Annotated in this window: 13 protein-coding genes; 5 read left to right on the top strand and 8 right to left on the bottom strand. The window is 66.2% G+C overall.

Annotated features, from left to right (window positions below):
* Positions 1 to 2,089 (top strand): CheR family methyltransferase (locus AC30QB_RS17750; RefSeq protein ID WP_489547586.1); only part of this gene is annotated, 2,089 nt, incomplete at its 5' end.
* Positions 2,090 to 2,187: 98 nt separating this feature from the next.
* On the opposite strand, the gene AC30QB_RS17745 is transcribed toward AC30QB_RS17750, so the two are convergent.
* Entirely contained in the window at positions 2,188 to 2,790 is a 603-nt protein-coding gene (locus AC30QB_RS17745) for a hypothetical protein (protein WP_489547585.1), read from the bottom strand.
* Positions 2,791 to 3,081: 291 nt separating this feature from the next.
* Here AC30QB_RS17745 and AC30QB_RS17740 point away from each other — a divergent pair, with 291 nt between their 5' ends.
* Positions 3,082 to 6,483: an EAL domain-containing protein gene (locus tag AC30QB_RS17740; protein WP_489547584.1), complete on the top strand. Its 3,402-nt coding sequence runs from the start codon at positions 3,082 to 3,084 to the stop codon at positions 6,481 to 6,483.
* Between the two features lie 10 nt (positions 6,484 to 6,493).
* Here the strand turns inward: AC30QB_RS17740 and AC30QB_RS17735 are convergent, their stop codons facing one another.
* The 4 genes from AC30QB_RS17735 to AC30QB_RS17720 form a co-directional block, all read right to left on the bottom strand.
* Positions 6,494 to 9,430, bottom strand: coding sequence for a DUF2135 domain-containing protein (locus AC30QB_RS17735; RefSeq protein ID WP_489547583.1), 2,937 nt, complete (start codon positions 9,428 to 9,430; stop codon positions 6,494 to 6,496).
* A 207-nt stretch (positions 9,431 to 9,637) separates the two neighbouring features.
* On the bottom strand, positions 9,638 to 10,834 hold the full coding sequence (locus AC30QB_RS17730) for a PAS domain-containing sensor histidine kinase (RefSeq protein WP_489547582.1): 1,197 nt from the start codon (positions 10,832 to 10,834) through the stop codon (positions 9,638 to 9,640).
* A gap of 15 nt (positions 10,835 to 10,849) precedes the next feature.
* Positions 10,850 to 11,653: an alpha/beta fold hydrolase gene (locus AC30QB_RS17725; protein ID WP_489547581.1), complete on the bottom strand. Its 804-nt coding sequence runs from the start codon at positions 11,651 to 11,653 to the stop codon at positions 10,850 to 10,852.
* Positions 11,654 to 11,749: 96 nt separating this feature from the next.
* Positions 11,750 to 12,811, bottom strand: a complete 1,062-nt coding sequence (locus AC30QB_RS17720; protein ID WP_489547580.1) for an aldo/keto reductase — start codon at positions 12,809 to 12,811, stop codon at positions 11,750 to 11,752.
* 176 nt (positions 12,812 to 12,987) lie between these two features.
* Between AC30QB_RS17720 and AC30QB_RS17715 the strand changes: the two genes are divergently transcribed.
* Positions 12,988 to 14,118, top strand: a complete 1,131-nt coding sequence (locus AC30QB_RS17715; RefSeq protein ID WP_489547579.1) for a MerR family transcriptional regulator — start codon at positions 12,988 to 12,990, stop codon at positions 14,116 to 14,118.
* Entirely contained in the window at positions 14,045 to 14,581 is a 537-nt protein-coding gene (locus tag AC30QB_RS17710) for a hypothetical protein (protein WP_489547578.1), read from the top strand. Before AC30QB_RS17715 ends, AC30QB_RS17710 begins: the two co-directional genes overlap by 74 nt.
* Positions 14,582 to 14,588: 7 nt before the next feature.
* On the opposite strand, the gene AC30QB_RS17705 is transcribed toward AC30QB_RS17710, so the two are convergent.
* Together AC30QB_RS17705 and AC30QB_RS17700 are read right to left on the bottom strand one after the other, a co-directional pair.
* Positions 14,589 to 16,016, bottom strand: a complete 1,428-nt coding sequence (locus AC30QB_RS17705; RefSeq protein ID WP_489547577.1) for a DHA2 family efflux MFS transporter permease subunit — start codon at positions 16,014 to 16,016, stop codon at positions 14,589 to 14,591.
* A 92-nt stretch (positions 16,017 to 16,108) separates the two neighbouring features.
* Positions 16,109 to 16,687 carry a TetR/AcrR family transcriptional regulator gene (locus AC30QB_RS17700; RefSeq protein ID WP_489547576.1) on the bottom strand — a complete coding sequence of 193 codons (579 nt, stop codon included), beginning with the start codon at positions 16,685 to 16,687 and terminating at the stop codon, positions 16,109 to 16,111.
* Positions 16,688 to 16,803: 116 nt separating this feature from the next.
* Here AC30QB_RS17700 and AC30QB_RS17695 point away from each other — a divergent pair, with 116 nt between their 5' ends.
* Entirely contained in the window at positions 16,804 to 17,976 is a 1,173-nt protein-coding gene (locus AC30QB_RS17695) for an acyltransferase family protein (RefSeq protein WP_489547575.1), read from the top strand.
* Here AC30QB_RS17695 and AC30QB_RS17690 read toward each other — a convergent pair.
* Positions 17,918 to 19,393, bottom strand: a 1,476-nt coding sequence (locus tag AC30QB_RS17690) for an alpha/beta hydrolase domain-containing protein (protein WP_489547574.1), incomplete at its 5' end; no start/stop codon positions are given. The genes AC30QB_RS17695 and AC30QB_RS17690 overlap by 59 nt on opposite strands.

Below are 19,393 nucleotides of genomic sequence, written 5' to 3'. Positions count from 1 at the left end.
CTCGATGCCGCGCAGCGCCATCGCCGCGGGCTGTGCCGACATTGTGGCACGGCCCGCAGACATGCCCGAACGCATCCTGGCCTGCGTCCCTTGGGGTGGCCATTCGCAGTCGCCCATCGCCGAACCGGGGCCCGACCCTACATCGACCGACGAGCCGTTCGATCCGCCGGCCGACACCATCGAGAGCATCTTCAGCCTCTTGCGGCACCGAACGCGACACGACTTCTCGCTCTACAAACCCAGCACGCTGAACCGCCGCATCGAACGCCGCATGGCCATCCACGGCCTGGCCACCGTGGGCGAGTACGTGCCCTTCCTGCGGCAGAACCCGCAAGAGATCGACCTGTTGTTCAAGGAGCTGTTGATCGGCGTCACGAGCTTCTTCCGCGACCCCGCCGTCTGGCAGTACATGCTCGACACCGCCCTGCCTGCGCTGCTGGCGGGTCGAGGGAGCGAGACGAAGTTCCGGGCCTGGGTGGTCGGTTGCTCCACCGGCGAAGAGGCCTACACCTTGGCAATCTTGTTCACCGAGGCGATACAGCGCCACCCCGAGCATCAGGGTTGCAGCCTGCAGATTTTTGCCTCCGACCTGAGCCCCGACGCCATCGCCACGGCACGCGCGGGCCGTTACCCGGCCACCATAGGCGCCAGCATGCGAGAGGAATACCTGGCGCGCCACTTCACACCTCAGGAGGGGGCGCTGGTCGTCGGCAAACACATCCGCGACATGGTGCTCTTCGCCCAGCACGACGTGGTGCTAGACCCGCCGTTTACCCGACTCGACATCCTGAGTTGCCGCAACCTGCTGATCTACTTCGACGCCACGCTGCAGCGCAAGCTGCTGCCGCTGTTTCACTACAGCCTGCGCCCGGGCGCCCTGCTGCTGCTGGGCAGCTCGGAGACGGTCGGTTCGTTCAGCAAGCTGTTCGAGCCGGTCGATTCCAAGCTGCGCCTCTACCTGCGCCGGCACATCCCGTCTGCAGCAGGCCCCGATTTCCTGCTGAAGTCGTTCCCGCCCCTATTAAAAATGACCAAGGAAACACCCATGCCTTCTTCATCGAACGCAGCGCAAGGCGGCGATTCCTTGCAGGCCGCCGCCGACCACGTGCTGCTGCAGGTTCATGCGCCGCCGGCCGTGGTGGTCAACGCCGCGGGCGACATCGTCTACATCAGCGGTCGTACCGGCAAGTACCTGGAGCCCGCCGCCGGCAAGGCCAACTGGAACTTTCACGCCATGGTTCGCGAGACCCTGCGCGAGCCGGTGACCCAAGCGCTGAGGCAGGCCGCGACAAAGGCCGAGGCGGTGCACCTACGCGGCCTGAAGCTCATCGCGGCAGGCGGCCTCCAGGGCGTAGATGTCACGGTGCAGCCGCTGCACGAGCCGGCAGCCCTGCAGGGCACGGTGATGATCATCTTCCGTGACGTAGCGGCACCGCCGCGCGGCGGCAGGCGATCGGCTGCCAGCGCGGCGCAGGCCACCCATTCCGCCGAAGTGCAGCAATGCCGCGACGAGATCCAGAGCCTGCACGAGGAAAACCGCGCCTCCAGGGAGGAACTGCAATCGGCCAACGAAGAGCTGCAGAGTACCAACGAAGAGCTGCAGTCGGCCAACGAGGAGCTGACCACGTCCAAGGAAGAAATGCAGTCGATGAACGAGGAACTGCAGACCGTGAACGCCGAGATGCAATCCAAGCTCGACGACCTGGCGCTGGCGCAGAGCGACATGAAGAGTTTGCTCAACAGCACCGAGATCGCGATGCTCTTCCTCGACCAGAACCTGAACGTTCGCCGCTTCACCGACCGTGCCGCCAAGATCATCAACCTGCGCGACAGCGACATCGGCCGCCCACTCAGCGACCTGACCACGAGCCTGCAGTACCCAGCGCTGAACGACGATGCGCACGAGACGCTGCGCACGCTGGTGTTCTCGGAAAAGCAGATTCAGACCAGCGACCAGCGCTGGTTTTCGGTGCGCATCATGCCGTACGGCCGCCTCGACAACGTGATCGACGGCGCCGTGATCACCTTCGTGGACATCACGGCCACGAAGAAGGTTGAAGCCACGCTGCGCAAAGACGCCGACGCCTGATCCGACAGGCTCAGTGCCAACCAAAGATGCAAGCCATCGCTTGGTGTTCTAGCTCGGATTGATGTTGCGCAGCGGCGAGAAGCGCTCGTTGGCTTGGGTCAGCAACGGCAGTGTCCGGCTGGCGGTAAGCCATGAAACCCCGAAGGCGACCAGCCCGACGGCCTCGCCATAAAACACCAGGCGAGGAATGCGCTGCACCAGCGCGTTGCCCGAAAAGTGATTGAAGGCCAGCACACGACAGACGCCAGAATGGCGACGCCGCACACGGCGTAAACAGCAGCGCGAGCCTTCGCTTGCGGATACCCCTTCTCACGGGCGCGCCGATAGAAGCAGTAGCAGAAGTAGGCCAGGATCAAGAACATGGCCGTGGCCGCCACGCCGTGTACGTAGGGCAGCACCACGTGGGCTGCGCACTCACACGGAAACAGCGCAACGCCGAGCGCCGCCACAGCGGCCGCCTTGCTGAGAAGCATCTCGGTCTTTGAAAGGCCGTTGTAGGCCAAGAGGTAGGCCGCGATGGCGAACAAGAAACCGATGAAGATGGCCTGGGACAACCCGCCTTCGTAGTACGAGGCGCTGATAGAGGTGATTTTGTTTGTCGCGAAAACGCTGGTGAGCGCGGCCAGGCTGATCGCCACGATGCCCACGATCAGCTTGATCGTGCGGTGGTCAATTTCCTCTCGTTTGGGCGCTGGCAGCATGGCAACAATCCTCTTGCTTCTGGCGAACTCGTCAAGCGCACTGTAAGGGCTTGAGAGACGCTGGGGGTACCACCTGGCCGGCGCGACCCGCAGACGGATACGAGCAATCAAGCTGCCGCCACCCGCAGCCCGGCGCGAGGCCATCCGTGACTTTGGAACGGAAATGCACCCTCGATGAAACAAGGTGGCAGATCTCCCGCCTTTTCCAACGATCGGGCCGCAGGCCAGCGCCGCGTTTGGATGGCGGTGCCTCGACAATTCCCCGCTGTGGCCGGATCGAAGGAGTTCATCGTGTCAGCAGCCCCAATTCCTTCCAACGAAGCCGAGCGGCTTCGCTCCCTGAACCATCTTGGCGTACTCGACTCTGCACCCGAGCGTGAGTTCGACGCGCTCGTACATGCTGCTGCTTTGGTGTGCGGCGTGCCCGTCTCGCTGATCACCCTGGTCGACATCGACCGCCAGTGGTTCAAGGCCAGACACGGCCTGCCCGAGGTGACTGAAACGCCGCGCGAACTGGCGTTCTGTGCTCACACCATTTTGCAGAACGGCATCTTCGAGGTGGCTGACGCCACAGCCGACCCGCGATTCGCAGACAACGTGTTCGTCACCGGTGACCACAGTATCCGCTTCTACGCGGGCGCCCCGCTGCGTCTGAGCGACGGCACTCACGCCGGCACCTTGTGTGTCTTCGACCGCCGGCCGCGCCAGCTTGACGCTGCCCAGCGCGAGGTGCTCAGCCACTTGGCGGCCGCAGCCGTGCAAGCCCTGGAGGGTCGCCGCGCACTGATTGCCGAGCGTGAACTGCGCGAAACAGCGTTGCGAGCAGCTGCCGCCCTGGCCGACAGTGAGGCTCGCTTCAGGGCACTGAGCGACACCTCGCCGATGGGTGTGTTCGCCTCAGACGCGCGTGGGGCCTGCACCTACACCAACCAGCAGTGGCAGGCCATCTACGGCCTGACGCTGGAGCAAAGTCTGGGTGATGGCTGGGCCGCATGCTTGCATCCGCTGGATCGCGAGGCCGCGTTTGCTGAGTGGCGTCGCACGGCAGCGTTAGGCATTGATTTCGACATGCAGTTACGCATCGTGAGGCCAGGTGGGCAGACGCGCACTGTGCGTTCACGCGCCCGGGGCAACCGCGGCCACGATGGTTTGATCGTGGGCTACGTCGGCTCCGTCGACGACATCACCGAACGGTTGTGCACCGAGCGGGCCCTGGACGACGAGCGGGTGCGACTGGCGTCGATCATCGAAGGCACCGGTGCCGGTACGTGGGAATGGAACGTGCAGACCGGCGAGGCACGGTTCAATGAGCGCTGGGCGGCCATCATCGGCTACACCCTGCAAGAGCTCGCGCCGATTTCAAACAAGACATGGCTGGACCGTGCGCACCCGAGCGACTTGACGCGTTCGCGCGAGTTGTTGAAGCAGCACTTTGCCGGCGAGCTGCCGAACTACGAGGGCGAAGTCCGCATGCGCCATCGTGACGGCCACTGGGTGTGGGTGTTGGACCGTGGCCGTGTGCTGACCTGGACGTCCGACGGCAAACCCGAGTGGATGTTCGGCACGCACATGGACCTGACCGATCGCAAACGCCAGGAAGACAATCTGCGCAAGAGCGAGCAGCTGCTCAACCGCACCGGCGCAGTTGCCGGCGTCGGCGGCTGGGAGCTCGACTTGAAGACCAACGAGTTGACGTGGTCGGCGCAGACCCGCCGCATTCATGGCGTCTCAGACGACTACGTTCCCATGTTGTCAGAGGTCCTCAACTTCTATGAGCCCGAAGCTCGGCCCGTGATCCAGGCTGCCGCCGAACAGGCCATGATCTCCGGCAAGGGCTGGGACATGGAGCTTCGTCTCACCCAGGCCAACGGCCAGCGCATCTGGGTGCGAGCGGTTGGCAACGCCGATTTAGAAGATGGCAAGCCCGTCAGGTTGATGGGTGCCTTCCAAGACGTCACGGCCATGCGCACGCTCACCGCCGAGCTGGCCGAACAGCATGAACTGCTAAGCGTGACGCTGCAATCTATCGGCGACGCGGTGATCACCACCGACGCCTCGGGCCTCGTCACCTGGCTCAACCCAGTGGCCGAGCGCATGACGGGCTGGCTGAACGCCGAAGCCAAGCGCCGCCCTGTGGGGCAGGTCTTCCACATCGTCAACGAAGAGACGCGCGCACCGACCGAAAATCCGGTTGCCATTTGCCTGCAGCAGGGCGAGGTGGCCGGCGTGGCCAACCAAACGGTGTTGATCTCGCGCAATGCCAACGAGTTTGGCATTGAGGACTCAGCGGCACCCATTCGAAACGAACGCGGTGAGATCCTGGGCGTGGTGCTGGTTTTCCACGACGTCACCGAGCAGCGCCGCCTGAGTGGCGAGATGAGCTACCGCGCCACGCATGATGCGTTGACCGGGCTGGTGAACCGTGCCGAGTTCGAGACCCGGCTGCGCCGTGTGCTGAACAAAGCGCACGAAGAGCGCAGCGTACACGCGCTGCTGTTCATCGACCTCGACCAGTTCAAGCTGGTCAACGACGCTTGCGGCCACTCCGTGGGCGACCAGCTGCTGCAGCAGGTGAGCAAGCTGCTGGGTGAAGCGGTGCGTGCACGCGACACACTGGCCCGCTTGGGAGGTGACGAGTTCGCGGTGATCCTGGAGCACTGCTCGGCTGAGCAGGCCGAGCGTGTGGCGCAGCAGATCTGCGACCGCATGGATGATTTCCGCTTCATGCACGATGCACGGCGTTTTCGCATCGGCGCCAGCATTGGCCTGGTGCCGGTCGACAACCGTTGGGGCACCACGGCAGCCGTCATCCAGGCCGCCGACACCTCGTGTTATGCCGCCAAAGAAGCCGGCCGCAACCGCGTGCATACCTGGTTCGATACCGACCAGGCCATGCGCGCCCGCCAAGGCGAAATGCAATGGGCCGCACGGCTTGAGCAAGCGCTCGATGAGAACCACTTCGTGCTCTATGCGCAGCGCATCGAGGCGCTGGGCGCGCAAGCGCACGGGCTGCACGCCGAAGTGCTGTTGCGCCTGATCGACAGCGACGGCAGCGTCGTTGCGCCCGGTGCATTCCTGCCGGCGGCGGAACGGTTCCATTTCGCTTCGCGCATCTACCGCTGGGTGCTGCGCCATGCCATCGGCGCATTGAGCTCCCTGGCGAACCTCTCGGCGGTAGAGACCGTGTGCATCAACCTGTCGGGCCAGTCGATCGGGGACCGCGCCTTCCACCGTCAGGCCCTGGACGCCTTGAATGAGGCAGGTGCCGAGATTTGCCGGCGGCTCTGCCTGGAGATCACCGAGACCGCCGCCGTCACGAACATGGTGGATGCCAGCGTGTTCATCGAGCAGGTACGCGCCCTGGGTGTGCGGATCGCGCTGGACGACTTTGGTGCTGGCGCGTCGTCGTTCGGGTACTTGAAGAACCTGCGCGTGGACCTTCTGAAGATCGACGGACAGTTCATCCGCGATGTGGTCGATGACCCACTCGACGATGCAGCCGTGCGCTGCTTCGTCAACGTGGCGCGCGTGGTCGGCGTGAAGACGGTGGCTGAATGGGTGGACAGGCCCGAGGTGCTGGACCGGGTGCGCGAGATCGGCGTTGATTTCGCGCAGGGTTTTCTGCTGCATCGACCCGAACCCTTCGAAGCGGTGCTGGGCCTCCAGCCAGCGAAGCCTCGCGAGCGCATCTGAAGCAGCTCTGCTACTGCCCCACCTCAAACGTGCCCACCGTCACCATGTCCGACTGCCCCGCCAGCCGCAGCGTGACCATCTCGTCTTTCTGATCGGCGCGGCCGAAGCCGGTGGTGAGCCTCAACATCAGCGTGGTGGCTGGCGCCACCACTTGCTGGCGGTGACCATAGAACTGCGCCTGCACGGTGTACTTGCCAGGCTTGGCCACCTTCAACGCAAACTCTTCCGGCCCGTAGCCGCCCGTCACGTCGTGTGAGACGCGGCCGCCCTGGTAGCTGAAGCGGTGGCCGTAGTAGGCTTTTTCGCCATTCGGGTCGATCACCCACAGGTCGATGTCGGTGTTGTCGGCGTCCCAGGCGAGGGTGATGCGCAGGTCTAGCGGCAGGTGGCGCAGCAGGCGCTTGTCGTAGGCGTCGGTTTGCACCGGCAGGCCGCTGCGCGTGGCGCGATCGATCACGCTGTTCATCTCGGCCAGCGCCATCATGTCGACATCGGGGAAGCGTGCATCCCAGGGGCGTGACACCACTTGCCACAGCTGGTCGGCGCTGTCTTGCCACAGGCCGGCTTCAGCTTGCGCCAGGCCCAGATCGCGGTACGACTGCGGCTCATTCGGGCTCAGGCGTTGCACGGTCTTGAAGACGGGGATGGCCAGCCGCGCCTGCTGGGCTTGCACCAGGCGGTAGCCGAGCACGCGCAGGATGTGGCGGTTTTCCAGGTCCATCTCGGCCAGGTTGGACAGCACGCGCAGGGCAAGCTCCGGGCGGCCCTTGCTGAACAGCACATCGGCAGCGTCGAGAAAGAAGGCCGTGCTGTTGACGAAGTCGGGGCGCTCGTCAAGGTAGCGCTGGTACACGGCCTCGGGCGCGGCGGCGCGCAGGCGGCGTGCATACGGCGTGTCGGGTGCCCAAGGCGTGAGCTGGATGGTGGCGGGCGCGGGGCCACTGGCTTCGTCGTTGGCACTCTTGGCCTTGCGCAGTGCCATGTCGCTGCTGCTGCGTTCGCGCGCCACGCTCTCGGCCAGCACTGGGGCCGGCGCCATGCTGCGCGGGGGCGGGGCCAGGTCTTGCCGCAGCATCGAGCCGGCCACACCACCGTTGGCCGAGCGCTTGTCTTGCTCTTGAGATTGCGGGTGCGGGTTGTCCTTGGGGAACACCTTGTCCCACCACGCTTGCTGCTCGGCAAAGCGGCCCACCACGCGGTCGATGTGGCTGGCGCGTGCCAGCTTGGCGCGCTGGCCAAGCTGTGCCATCAAGCGCTCGTATTCGGCGCGCAGCGTGCTCGGCGGCTCGATCTCGAAGCGAGCGTAGTCGGCCACGGCGTCCAGCACGATGAGCGAGGTCTCGCGCGTCACCAAGCCGAAGGCCTTGCCCACGCGGCGGATCTCGCCGCGCTTGTCGTCGTATTCGGCTTCGAGCTCAGCCACACGCAGACTGGCCCAGCGTTGCGCCACTTGGGTGGCGCTGCCGCGCGGCACGACGACGACTTGCTGACGCTCAATGCGGCCGTGGGGGCTCTCGAACTCCAGCGTGATCTCGGCGCGGGTGTCGGTGCCGGTCTCCGAGGTCACGCCGGCCAACACAAGGTGGCCGTCTGCGGCGTAGGGCGATGCCGAGACGAGTTGGCGCGCGTTATTGCTCTGCATGCGCAGCAGGCGTTGCTTGCGGGTTTGCAGGGCGCGGGTGGCGTCTGCGGTGGTGATGCTGCCCAGGTCCAGCCACTCGCCGCCGCTGCGCTCGGCATACAGGCGCAAGCGAGTTGCGTCGACACCGGCTGCGGCGCTGACCGCGTACAGCGGCACGCTGCTCGGCGCCATCACACCCGTGGGCCCCCAATTTGAGAGACCGTCGGTGAACAGCAGTGCGAGGTCGGCGCCTTCGGGTGACATGAGCGCCGGCAGGTTGGTGGCGCCGTCGTAGGCCAGGCCGTCGAGCACGCGGCGCAGCTCGTCCCAGCGGCCGTCTTTGACGCTGAAGCGCTGCGGCGGCTCAGCCACGTCGCGGCCCACACGCAGCGTGATCTCGGCGCTGCGCAGGCTGCGAAAGTAGGCATCGAGTAAGGCGAACTCGCGGCCGTGGTCGCGCTTGGCGCCTGAGCCCGAGGCGTCCCACAGCAGCGCAATGCGGCGCGGCGCGGCACGGGGTGCTGTGCGGGCCTGCACCGGCACCTCGGCGTAGAAGTAGGTTTGCGCGCCCGCGGTTTGCGTGGCCACCAGAGGCTCTTTGCGATCGGGCAGCGTGATGCTGAATCCCTGCGCACCGGCAAAGTCGCTCTGGTGCAGCGAGAGTTGCGCCCAACCGTTGGCAAGCTGCGTGCGGGTGAAGGCTTGCGGCGGCAGGCCGGGTGCGTGGGCCGACAGCGCGCTAGCGTTGGCATCGGCCACCTTCACCTCCACATCGAGGCGCGGCACGCTCTCGGCAAACTGGAGCGGCAGCTCCAGGCGCGCGCTGCGGCCCAGCGTCTGCGCGATGTTGAGCACCACGCGGCGCGTGCCCTGCGCGGGCAGCGGGTACACGCGCAGCTTGTAGTTGTTGCCTTGCGTGACCTCCAGCAGCGCGGGGTCGACACGCGCCCGGATCACGTCTTCGAACACCTGCTGGCCCTTGGCCTTTTCCACCGGCACGGCAGGGCGCAGCTCGCCGTTGATGTCGAGCGCGAAGCCGGTGACGAGCTGGCCTTCGCGCAAGGGAAACTGCAGCTCGCCTTCGAGCACGCGGTCGTTGGGGTTGCGAAACACCAGCTCCACGCGCGTGCTGACCGCATGGCCGATGACCTCGGCGCGCACGTCCACCGACTCCAGCCGCACCGGCAAGCGCGCGTTGCTCACCACCATGCGGGGCGCGGGCTCGGGCAGAGGGCGCTGGTTCTGGCTCTGTGTCTGGGCGAGCAGGCCGAAGCTGGCGCTCAAGAGGGTGAAGGCGGCCAGCACGCCGGGCAGTAGGGGTCGCATGGTGGTGGTGTGTAAGAGGTGGGACACACACCTTCCACGGTTGAGCCCGCTCAATGGGGTGAAACTTTTTCTGCTTCTGCGCTTTCCCTGTTCCGCGACACCTCACTTTCCGTTCGCACTGAGCCTGTCGAAGTGCATCCGACCAGGTGCACGCTGGCTTCGACAAGCTCAGCCCGAACGGAGATTGATGTGGCGAATTTTGAAAACTCAATCGCGTGGCGGGCTCGGCAAACCGCGGGGAAAGGTCGCCTGAAACAACGTGCCTTCGTCAGCCGACGAAGTGGCCGCTATCTCACCGCGATGCGCCCGCACGATCTCACGCACGATGAACAGCCCCAGGCCCACGCTGCGCTGAGAGGCTTGCGTGGAACCCTCACCGCGCACCATGGGCTCGAACAAGCCAGGCAGCAGATCGGCCGGCACCGGCTTGCCGTGGTTGTGCACCGCGACGACGAAGCTGTCAGCCCCGATGCACGACGTGACAGTCACCTCGCGTGAAGAGTCACCATAGGTCATCGCGTTGCCCACCAGGTTGCCAATGAGCTGGGCCAGGCGGTCGGCATCGGCCATGCAGTCGCCTTGGCCCTGCTTCTCGTGGCGCAGCGTGCGGCCGGGAAAGGTGGCCGCCAGCTCGGCCATGCTTTCGGCCACAAGCTCGTGCAGGTCGAGCGGCTTGGTGGTGATGGACAGGCCGCTTCCGATGCGTGCCACGGTGAAGTCGAGCAGGTCGGCAATCAGCCGGTTGGCCCGGTTGGTCGAACTGAGGATGAGGCTCAACACGGTGTGTTGCTTGGCTGCGAGCTCGCCGCGACCCAACAGGTGCGCGCTCATCTGGATGGCGGTCAGCGGGTTGCGCAGGTCGTGGCTCACGATGCCTATCATTTGTTCGGCCAGCAAGGCGCGGTCTTCGGCCATGGCATGCGCCTGCAGCAGCCTGGCTTGAGCGAGCGTCAACGCGTCTTGCGCCTCTTGCTCTTTGAGCAGCAGCAGCTCGGCGTTCTTGCGTGCAGACAGCAGCTCGCGCTCGTATTTGTGCCGGTCTTCGGCCACGAACAGGGCCACCTCGTGAAACACCGCGGCGCCATGCTGGCGGCGCACCGCATTCATCATCATCGGGATGCTGCGGCCGCTGCTGTGCAGCATGTCGAGTTTTACTTCGGCGATCGATCCTTGAATTTGCAGCAGCGGCGCCCAGTGCGTCTGATGAAAGATGCGCCCGCCCATGGTGAGCAGGTCTTGCAGGCGCTTGTGGCGCTCCAGCTCGGCGCACGGCCAGCCCAGCCAATGGCACACGGTGTGGTTGGCCCGCAGGATCAGGCCTTGTTCATCGGTCAGCAGCAGGCCACAGGCCGCATGATCGAACAGGGCTTGCGCCGTGGGCAGCGCGGCGTCGTCCACGGGCATCGTTCTACGGCCTGCTCAAGCTGCGTAGCTTTCGACAAACGCGTTCATGGCATCGGCACAGGCCCCCGGCGCACTCAGGTGCGGGCAGTGCCCCACGTTGTCAACGATGCACAGCGTGCTGCGTGGCAGCTGGCGGTGCAGATAGTCACCCACCGTGCGAGGCGCGATCAGGTCGTCGCTGCACTGCAAGATGAGCGTGGGCGTGGTGAGCCGGCTCAGGTCAGCCCGGTTGTCCGACATGAAGGTGACGCGGGCAAAGTGCTTGGCGATCTCGGGGTCGGTGCGGCAAAAGCTGTTGGTGAGCTCCACACCCAGCTCGGGCTGATCGGGTGCGCCCATGATGGCCGGCGCCATGTTGCTCGACCAGCCGAGGTAGTTGCTTTCCAGCGTGTCGAGCAGAGACTCGATGTCGGCCCGGGTGAAGCCGCCGACATAGTCGCCGTCGTTGATGTAGCAAGGCGACGGCCCCACCATCACCTGCGCCTGAAGGCGCCCAGGCGCCTTCAGGTCGGCCAGCATGCCTATCATGGCGCTCACCGAGTGGCCCACGAAAATGGTCGGGCCTTCGCCGGTGGCCTCGATGATCTCGGCCACGTCATCGGCGTGGCCCTGCAGGCTGCCGTACTTGCGGCGGTCGTAAGCCGACAGGTCGGAGCCGCCGCTGCCCACCAGGTCGAAGAGCACGATCTTGAAGCGCTGGGCAAAGCTGGGCGTCAAGAGCCGCCACATGCTTTGGTCGCAGCCGAAGCCGTGTGCAAACACCAGGGTGGCCGGCCCGCTGCCGCTCACCTGAACTTTGTTGCGCTGAAGTACACCCATGGTCTAGCCTTTCGCGGCCAAGGCCCGGCGAGAAACAGAGCGGCTAGCGCCCGGTAAAGCGAGATTCTTTCACGACGGCCGCCCGCGCGGCAAAGCTCAGTTGGTCTTGCGCGGCCCGTGGGCTTCGTTCATCTGCTTGCGCCGCGCCTCGCCCTGCCGCTCAAACATCCAGCCCGGGTACTCGGGGGCCAGCTGGCTCGCCCCGCCAATTTGCGCCAGCTCGTCGGCCGTCAACGTGAGCTTCGTCGCCCCCAAGTTGTCGGCCAGCTGCTCGGGCCGCTTGGCGCCGACGATCACGCTGGTGACCTGCGGCTGGTGCAGCAGCCAGGCCAGCGCCACCTGTGCCACCGACACGTCCCGCGCCTCGGCGATGGGCCGCATGGCGTCTATGCAGTCGTAGGCGCGCTCCTTGTTGACCGGCGGGAAGTCGAAGCCGGTGCGGCGGCTGCCTTCAACCGTCTTTTGGTCGCGGCTGTACTTGCCACTGAGCAGGCCACCCGCCAGCGGGCTCCACACCATCAGGCCCACGCCTTCGCTCTTGAGCATGGGGACGATCTCGCGCTCCAGGTCACGGCCGGCCACCGTGTAGTAAGCCTGCAGCGACTCGAAGCGCGCCAGGCCCAAGCGCTCAGAAATGCCCAGCGCCTTCGCGATCTGCCAGGCCGCCCAGTTGGACACGCCGACGTAGCGCACGTGGCCGTGGCGCACCAGTTGGTCGAGCGCGCGCAATGTCTCTTCCAGCGGCGTGGCAGGGTCGAAGGCATGCACCTGGTAGAGGTCGATGTGGTCGAGCTGCAAGCGCTTCAGGCTGGCCTTCACGCCGTCGAGGATGTGGCCACGCGAGAGGCCGCGCGCATTGGGGCCGCTGCCCATTTCGCCGAACACCTTGGTGGCGACGACCACGTTTTCGCGTGGCACCTTCAGGTTCTTCAGCGCCTGGCCGGTGATCTGCTCTGAAATGCCGCCGGCGTAAACGTCAGCGGTGTCTATGAAGTTGATGCCGGCGTCTAGCGCCTGGCCGACCAGGCGCTCGGCATCGCTTTGCTGCAGCGTGCCGATCTTGCCCCACAGGGTTTCGTCGGTGCCGCCGAACGTCATGGTGCCCAGGCACAGCTCAGACACGTAGAGGCCGGTTCGGCCGAGGGGGTTGTGGCGCATGGCAAGGCTCCGCTGAAGGTGGCGCCTGCGGCTTCCGGGCGGGCCCAGGCAAGCGGGTGAGCATAGGCGCAGAGATGAAACCTGTCGGCATCGGGGGGCTTGACCCTGACGTAAGGTCAGGCTTCACAGTTCAACTCAAGGAGGGGTCTGCGGTGGAGCTTTTGAAAATTGGTGACTTGGCGAAGCGAGTGGGTTTGAGTGTGCGGGCCTTGCACCACTACGACGCCATCGGCTTGCTCTCGCCCACCACGCGCACGGCGTCAGGTTCGCGCCTTTACGGCCTGCCCGACCTGATTCGCCTGCACCGCATTCAGGCGCTCAAGCAAATGGGCTGCTCGCTGCCGGAGATCAAGCGCGCCTTGTGCGAACCTGGGGTGGACCCGCGCCAAGTCGTCCAGCGGCAGATCGCCGTGCTGCAGGCGCAGGCCCAGCGCGCCCGCGCGCTCAGCGAGGGCCTGCAGCACTTGACCGCACAGTTGACCACCACAGGCCAGGCCACTGCCGCCGATTGGTTGAACGCGCTGGAGATGATGGCGATTCATCAGCAGCACTTCAGCGAAAGCGAGATGCAGGCGCTGCGCAGCCCGAAAAACGGCGTGGCGCAGGCCCTCGAGCAGCAATGGTCCACGCTGGTGCTCGAAGTCCGCCAGGCCATGCAGCGCGGCCTGCGAGCCCACCACCCACGCGCGCAGGCGCTGGCTTGGCGCTGGGTGCGTCTGGTGATCGCCAAGACGAGCAACGACGCCGGCCTGGCCATCAAGCTCAAGGCGATGCAGGCGAGCGAGCCGCGGGCCCAAGACATCGTGGGCATAGCCCCCGCGATGTTCGGCTGGATCGGGCAGGCCCTGGCCCATGCACGCGTGGCCTTGTTTGCCAAACATCTGCCAGCGGCCTACACCGCCGAAGTGCGGCGCCGGCAGCTGGCCCGCATGCCGCACATGGACGACTGGCCGCAGCTGGTGGCGCTGGCGCGTGAGCACATGGTGGCCGGCCTGCCCGCGCACGCGCGGCCCGTGCAGGACCTGGCCGCGCGCTGGCAGCAGCTGTTTCGCGACTCGTACTGCGGTGATGACACGGCGCTCGAAGCCGCCGTGCGCCAAGCGTTTGCGCATGAGCCCGATCTGTCGCTCGGTGTCGGCGTAGACGCGGCACTGATGCGCTATGTGCGTGCCGCCATCGCGCATGCGCAGCCCACCTCTCCCCTCCCACCACCCCCACCCTCAGGAGTCCTGGATGAAAGAAAACGCCGCCGCCACACCTCAGGTGCCGCCCGAGGTGCTCCGCTACCTCAGCGGTCCGACGCCTGAAAGTCGGCAGTTCGACTTTCTCATTGGCGAGTGGGAGGTGGCCGCCAGCCGCTACCAAGACGACGGTTCAGTGCAGTTCCACTACCCCGCGCGCTGGCGCTGCGTGCACCTGAATGACGCTCGCATGGTCATGGACGACTTCAAGGCCTATGGGCCCGGCGGCCAAGCCATCTCGTCGTACGTCACCCTGAGAACCTACTCGGCCGCCAACGGCCGCTGGGAAATGGTGGGGCTGGCGGCGTTTCAGCCTGCCGTGCCGGCCCAATGGTTCGGTGAATGGCGCGAGGGTGAAATGCGAATGAACGCCATCGGCGCCGGGCCGGCGGGCGAGACCGTGCAAACGCGCATTCGCTTCTTCGACATCGCCCAAGACCACTTCGCCTGGGAAAGTCACGCCCGCCGCGGCGATGCCGCCACCTGGGTGCGAACCGCCTCGCTGCACGCGACCCGTGTGGCCGGTTGATCGGCCCTCACGCCTTGGCCGCCACCGGTTTGGTGTCGACCGGCAGGCTCAGCAGCGCTGTGAGCAAGGCCAGGCCGATCAGGCTGCCATACAGCGGCGTGAAATCGGCCCGCTGCACACCGGCATGGCCCAGCAGCAGCACCGTGAGCGCCACACCGAGCACCGAACCAATCTGGCGCGTGGCCTGGTTGACGGCGCTGCCCACGCCGTACTGCTCGGGCGGCAGGCGGTTGACCGCCGCGCCCGCCAGCGAGGGCAGCACCATGCCCACCCCCATGCCGCTCATCACGACACCAGGCAACCAGTGGTGCAGGTAGTCGGGCGTGAGGCCGGGCACCAGCAGAAACCACAAGCCAGCGCCGGCATACACCAGCGCGCCGCCCACCAGGAAGGGCCGGTGGCCAACACGCGCGGCCATGCGGCCGGTGACGATGGCCGTCACCACCACCAGCAGCGGCCCAGGTGTGATCGCCAGGCCGGCGCGCGGCAGGCTGTAGTGCCAGATGTTGGTCATGTAGAAGAAGAAGCCGAAAAACATCATCGCGAAGGCGATGCCGAAGCTCAGCGTGGCCAGGTTGACGAAGGTGTAGGTGCGGTGCTTGAAGAGGCCCAGGTCGACCAGCGGCTCGCGTGCCTTGCGCGCCCACAGCACGAAGCCGATGAGTGCGACAGCGCCGGTTGCAGCCGCCACGATCAGCTCGCTGCGCTGCCAGCCTGGGGCGTCGGACTCGACGATGCTCAAGGCCAGCGCACCCACACCGACGACCACCAGCGCCATGCCCACCCCGTCGAGCCGGCGCGCGGCACCCGGGCGCTTGCTTTCTTGCAGCAGCGAAGCGCCGCGCCAGATCGAGATGGCGCCCAGCGGCAAGTTGATGAAGAAGGCCCACGGCCAGCCGATGCTGTCGACCACGAACGAGCCCAAGCTCGGGCCGACCGCCGCCGCCAGGCCCCCGACCGCGCCCCACAGGCTCACCACCACCGTGCGCTTGCTCTGCGGAAATGCCGCCAACACGATGGCCAACGAGGCCGGCGTGAGCAAGGCGGCGCCCACGGCCTGCAGCGCACGCGCGGCGATCAACCACCCCACGCTGCCGGCCAACCCGCATGCGGCCGACGCCGCGAGGAAAAGGGTCACGCCGATCATGAAGACCTTCTTGCGGCCGTGCGTGTCGGCCAGGCCACCCGCAGGGATGAGCATGGCGGCGTAGACCACGGTGTAGGCGTTGAGCACCCACGACATGTCGGCAGCAGTGGCCTGCGGGAACCCGGCGCGCAGCGCGCCGAAGGCCGCGTACAGCATGGTGCTGTCGAGCGAGACCAGAAACACCGCCACGCTGGCGATCCAGAAGACGGGCCAGGGGGATGCAGCCGGTGCGGCTGGCGCAGCCAGTGCCGTGGCGGGCGGCGCTACGGGGAGTGCGGCGAGCTTCATGTGTTGCCTACTTTCATAAATATGATGATCGTCATAATTTGGTATCAAGGTATCAAGAAGAGCCGCCGCCTGCTGCTGGCACAGCTGAATCTTCAGGCGCTGTCGTGCTGGGCCAGCAGCGCCTCGCGCACCGACTTGAGCATGGCCTTGCCCTGCTTTTCGTTGCCCACGGCGCGTGCCAACTGCAAGGCGCCGACCAGGGTGCTGGTGATGAGTGCTGCGGCCGCCGGCTCTGCACCTGCGGGCAAAGCCTTGCGTACGCGGTCGATCAGCGCTTTCACGCGCACAGCAGAGGCTGCTCGCACTTCAGGCGCTTGCCGCGGCATTTCGGAGCTGAGCGCCGCCACCACGCAGCCGGTTTCGGCTGACCCGAGGTGCGTGTCGGACAGGTAGCTTTCGATCAGCGTGCGCAAGGCGCTCACCTCGGGGTCGCGCGTTTGCGAGCGGCGCTCCATCACAGCAGTGTTGTCGCGCCCGGCCTTGGCCACGGCCTCGGCCAACAGCGCGTCGCGCGACTCGAAGTGCGCATAGAAGCCGCCATGGGTGAGCCCGGCTTCCTTCATGATGTCGGCCACACCCGTGCCGGCATAGCCGCTGCGCCGGATGGCACGCGCGGCCGCCTCGACGATGCGCTCGTGCGAGAGTTCTCTGCGGCTCAGGGGTTCTTTCACAGTCGGGCTCGGCAGGCTAAAATATGACGATCATCATAATCTGAAACTCAACTCGTTCAGAGCAAGGTCTTTGTGGAAAATGCCGCAACGCCTGCCAGCACTCGCCCCCACTTCCGATGACTCACGACACACCGCGCCACCACGGCCTGGACACGCTGCGCGCGCTCGCCATCAGCCTCGTCTTCATGTACCACTACATGATCTTCGTGAGCCGGGCGCCCACCTTCGGCTGGGCCAGCGAGGTGGGCTGGGTGGGTGTGGACCTGTTCTTCGTGCTCAGCGGCTACCTGATCGGCCACCAGCTTTTTGCCGGCGTGGTGCGCGGCGAGCAGCTGTCGCTCGCGTCCTTCTATGCGCGGCGGGCGCTGCGCACCTGGCCGGCCTTTTGGCTGGTGCTCGCGGCCTACTTTTTGTGGCCCGGCACGCTGGGCGGGCGCACGCCGCCGCCGTTGTGGTCGTTCTTGAGCTTCACGCAAAACTTCGGCTTGCAGCCGGGCACGGCCTTCTCGCATGCCTGGTCGCTGTGCATTGAAGAGCAGTTTTACCTGGTGCTGCCGTTGGCGCTGCTGCTTGCCTTGCGATTCGGGTCGCGCCGGTGGCAGGCCTGGGCGGTGCTCGGCACGCTGGTGCTGCTGGGCATGGCGGCGCGCACCGTGCTGTGGCTGCGCTACGGGCGCGAAGCGGGCGGGCAGGGTGCGGGCTACTACCCTTGGGTCTACTACGCCACGCTGTGCCGCTTCGATGAGTTCTTGCCCGGCGTGGCGGTGGCGCTGCTGCAAAACTTTCACCCCGCGGCTTGGCAGCGCCTGATGCGGCACGGCCAGGCCCTGCTGGTGGCCGGCCTGGCGGCCACCGGCCTGGTGCTGTGGGGCGTGCTGCGCCACTACTACCTCGACGGCTACGGCTATGCCTACTTCATGACGGCCTTCGGCTACTCGCTGGTGGCGATGGCGTTTGCACTGCTGGTGATGGCAGCCCTGAGCCCGAGCTCATGGCTGAGCCGGGTCAGGCTGCCGGGCGCCGCAACGCTAGCGCTGTGGTCGTACTCGATCTACCTCACGCACAAGGCCGTGGGCCATTTGCTGCAGGCACAGGCCACGGCGCACGGCTGGCCGCCAGCGGCCACGCTGGCGGCCGTGGGTGTGGCCAGCGTGGCCGTGGGTGCCGTGCTCTTCTATGCCGTCGAGCAGCCCTTCATGGCGCTGCGCGCGCAGCAGTTTCCGAGCAACTTCAAGGCACGTCGAACTTCACCGCCTCGATCATCAGCCGAGCCGCATCGGGCGCCGTGAGAAAGCGCTCGCGCAGCAGATGCCGCACGTTGGCGGCCACGCGCAGGTCGTAGTCGAGGTCGTTGCGGTAGAGCTGCTTGAGCAAGGCATCGCTGAAGGGCTGCTCGTTGCCGGCGATGAAACAGAAGCTCGCGCCAGTAGAGGTGCCCGACCAGATGCTGGTGGGCACGTCGACATAGGGCGAGCGCAGGCCGCCTTGCACGTTGCCGAACTGGTCGAGCACCGGCGCGCCGTTCACCACTTCGATGGGTGCTGCGTGGGGCGGCGGGATGCCACGGCGCACCCACAGGTCGAGGTTCTGAAACGCCGCGTTGAAGTGGATGCGCGAGGGGAAGCGGCTGCGCGGCCCTTCGTTGCACGACAGCGGCGGCACCGCGCGGCCGGCGGCCACGATGTCGGCCGAGGTGGCGGCCGAGTACAGCTCGTCGGGTGTGGCGTGGCCGGCACCGGCCATCTCGTAGTGGCGGTAGCGGTCGCTGTACACATCGCTGTCGGGTCGGCGTGCGCCGATGCCAATGAGGTAGTCCGACTGCGACATGATGTGGATGATGGGCACACCCACGTTGTTGAACTGGCGGCGCGGGTCGGCCAGCGGTGGCGCGGCGACGCACTGGTTCATGGGCACGGCACCCACGAAGAGGCCGCCCGCCACCGCCACGATGTAGGCGTCATACGGCGGCTCGCCGTTGCGCTGTTGCTCCAGCGGGTGGATGGCATTGATGTAGTTGTAGAGGTAGCCGCCGGTTTGCGAGTAGCCGAAGCCATAGAGGTGCTGCACCTTGAAGCCCTTGGCATAGCGCAAGGGGTTGGAATGGTCCTGGCTCTTGAGCCACGCGGCCACCTGGCTGTTAATGTCCCAGGCCAGGCCGTTCTCGGTGCTGCGCGAGCTGTCGCCTGCCACCGTGGCGCAGTTGGCCGGGTCGGTGAGCGGCAGCGGGTTGGCGAGCGAGAGCGCGGCGTAGCGCGCCGGGTTGAAGGTCTTCAGCGACACCATGGACACCGGCTTCACCGTGATGCCCACCCACACGTCGCCGTTGCGCATGAAGTGGTCGCCGGAGAGGCCCCAGCCGATGTTGAGGTCGAACAGGTTGGACGGGTTCAGCATCTCGACCACGACGTTACCGCTGAAGCGTTGGCCCTTAGCGGGCATCCGCACCAGCACCCGCGTGGTGTAAGGCGCGTCCGGGGTTCGCACCACCCCCGGGCCCGTTGCAGGCCACGTGTAGACGTTTGCGGTGCCGCTGACCAGGTACTCCCGCTCGGCGTAGTCCTCCCTCGCGAGGTTCTCCGGCACCAGCTCGTGGTCGGCGGCGCCAAACGGGTAGGACTGTGCGGTGACCGGCAGCGGGCCGGTGACCTGCGGGATCGCGACCCCCTGGCCGGTGTTCGGCGCCGCAGTCTCCGAGCGCGAGATCGT

Origin of the sequence: Rhizobacter sp. (assembly GCF_046595475.1) — a bacterium.
In the GTDB taxonomy this organism is placed as follows: Bacteria; Pseudomonadota; Gammaproteobacteria; order Burkholderiales; family Burkholderiaceae_C; genus Rhizobacter.
Note: the sequence above shows the minus strand (reverse complement) of the source record. Positions and strands in the feature narration are given on the sequence as shown.

Bases quoted from the DNA above. Each gene is read 5' to 3' on its own strand.
- AC30QB_RS17745 (WP_489547585.1), bottom strand. From the start codon at position 2,790: ATGCTGCCAGCGCCCAAACGAGAGGAAATTGACCACCGCACGATCAAG.
- AC30QB_RS17735 (WP_489547583.1), bottom strand. From the start codon at position 9,430: ATGCGACCCCTACTGCCCGGCGTGCTGGCCGCCTTCACCCTCTTGAGC.
- AC30QB_RS17730 (WP_489547582.1), bottom strand. From the start codon at position 10,834: ATGCCCGTGGACGACGCCGCGCTGCCCACGGCGCAAGCCCTGTTCGAT.
- AC30QB_RS17725 (WP_489547581.1), bottom strand. From the start codon at position 11,653: ATGGGTGTACTTCAGCGCAACAAAGTTCAGGTGAGCGGCAGCGGGCCG.
- AC30QB_RS17720 (WP_489547580.1), bottom strand. From the start codon at position 12,811: ATGCGCCACAACCCCCTCGGCCGAACCGGCCTCTACGTGTCTGAGCTG.
- AC30QB_RS17710 (WP_489547578.1), top strand. From the start codon at position 14,045: ATGAAAGAAAACGCCGCCGCCACACCTCAGGTGCCGCCCGAGGTGCTC.
- AC30QB_RS17705 (WP_489547577.1), bottom strand. From the start codon at position 16,016: ATGAAGCTCGCCGCACTCCCCGTAGCGCCGCCCGCCACGGCACTGGCT.
- AC30QB_RS17695 (WP_489547575.1), top strand. From the start codon at position 16,804: ATGACTCACGACACACCGCGCCACCACGGCCTGGACACGCTGCGCGCG.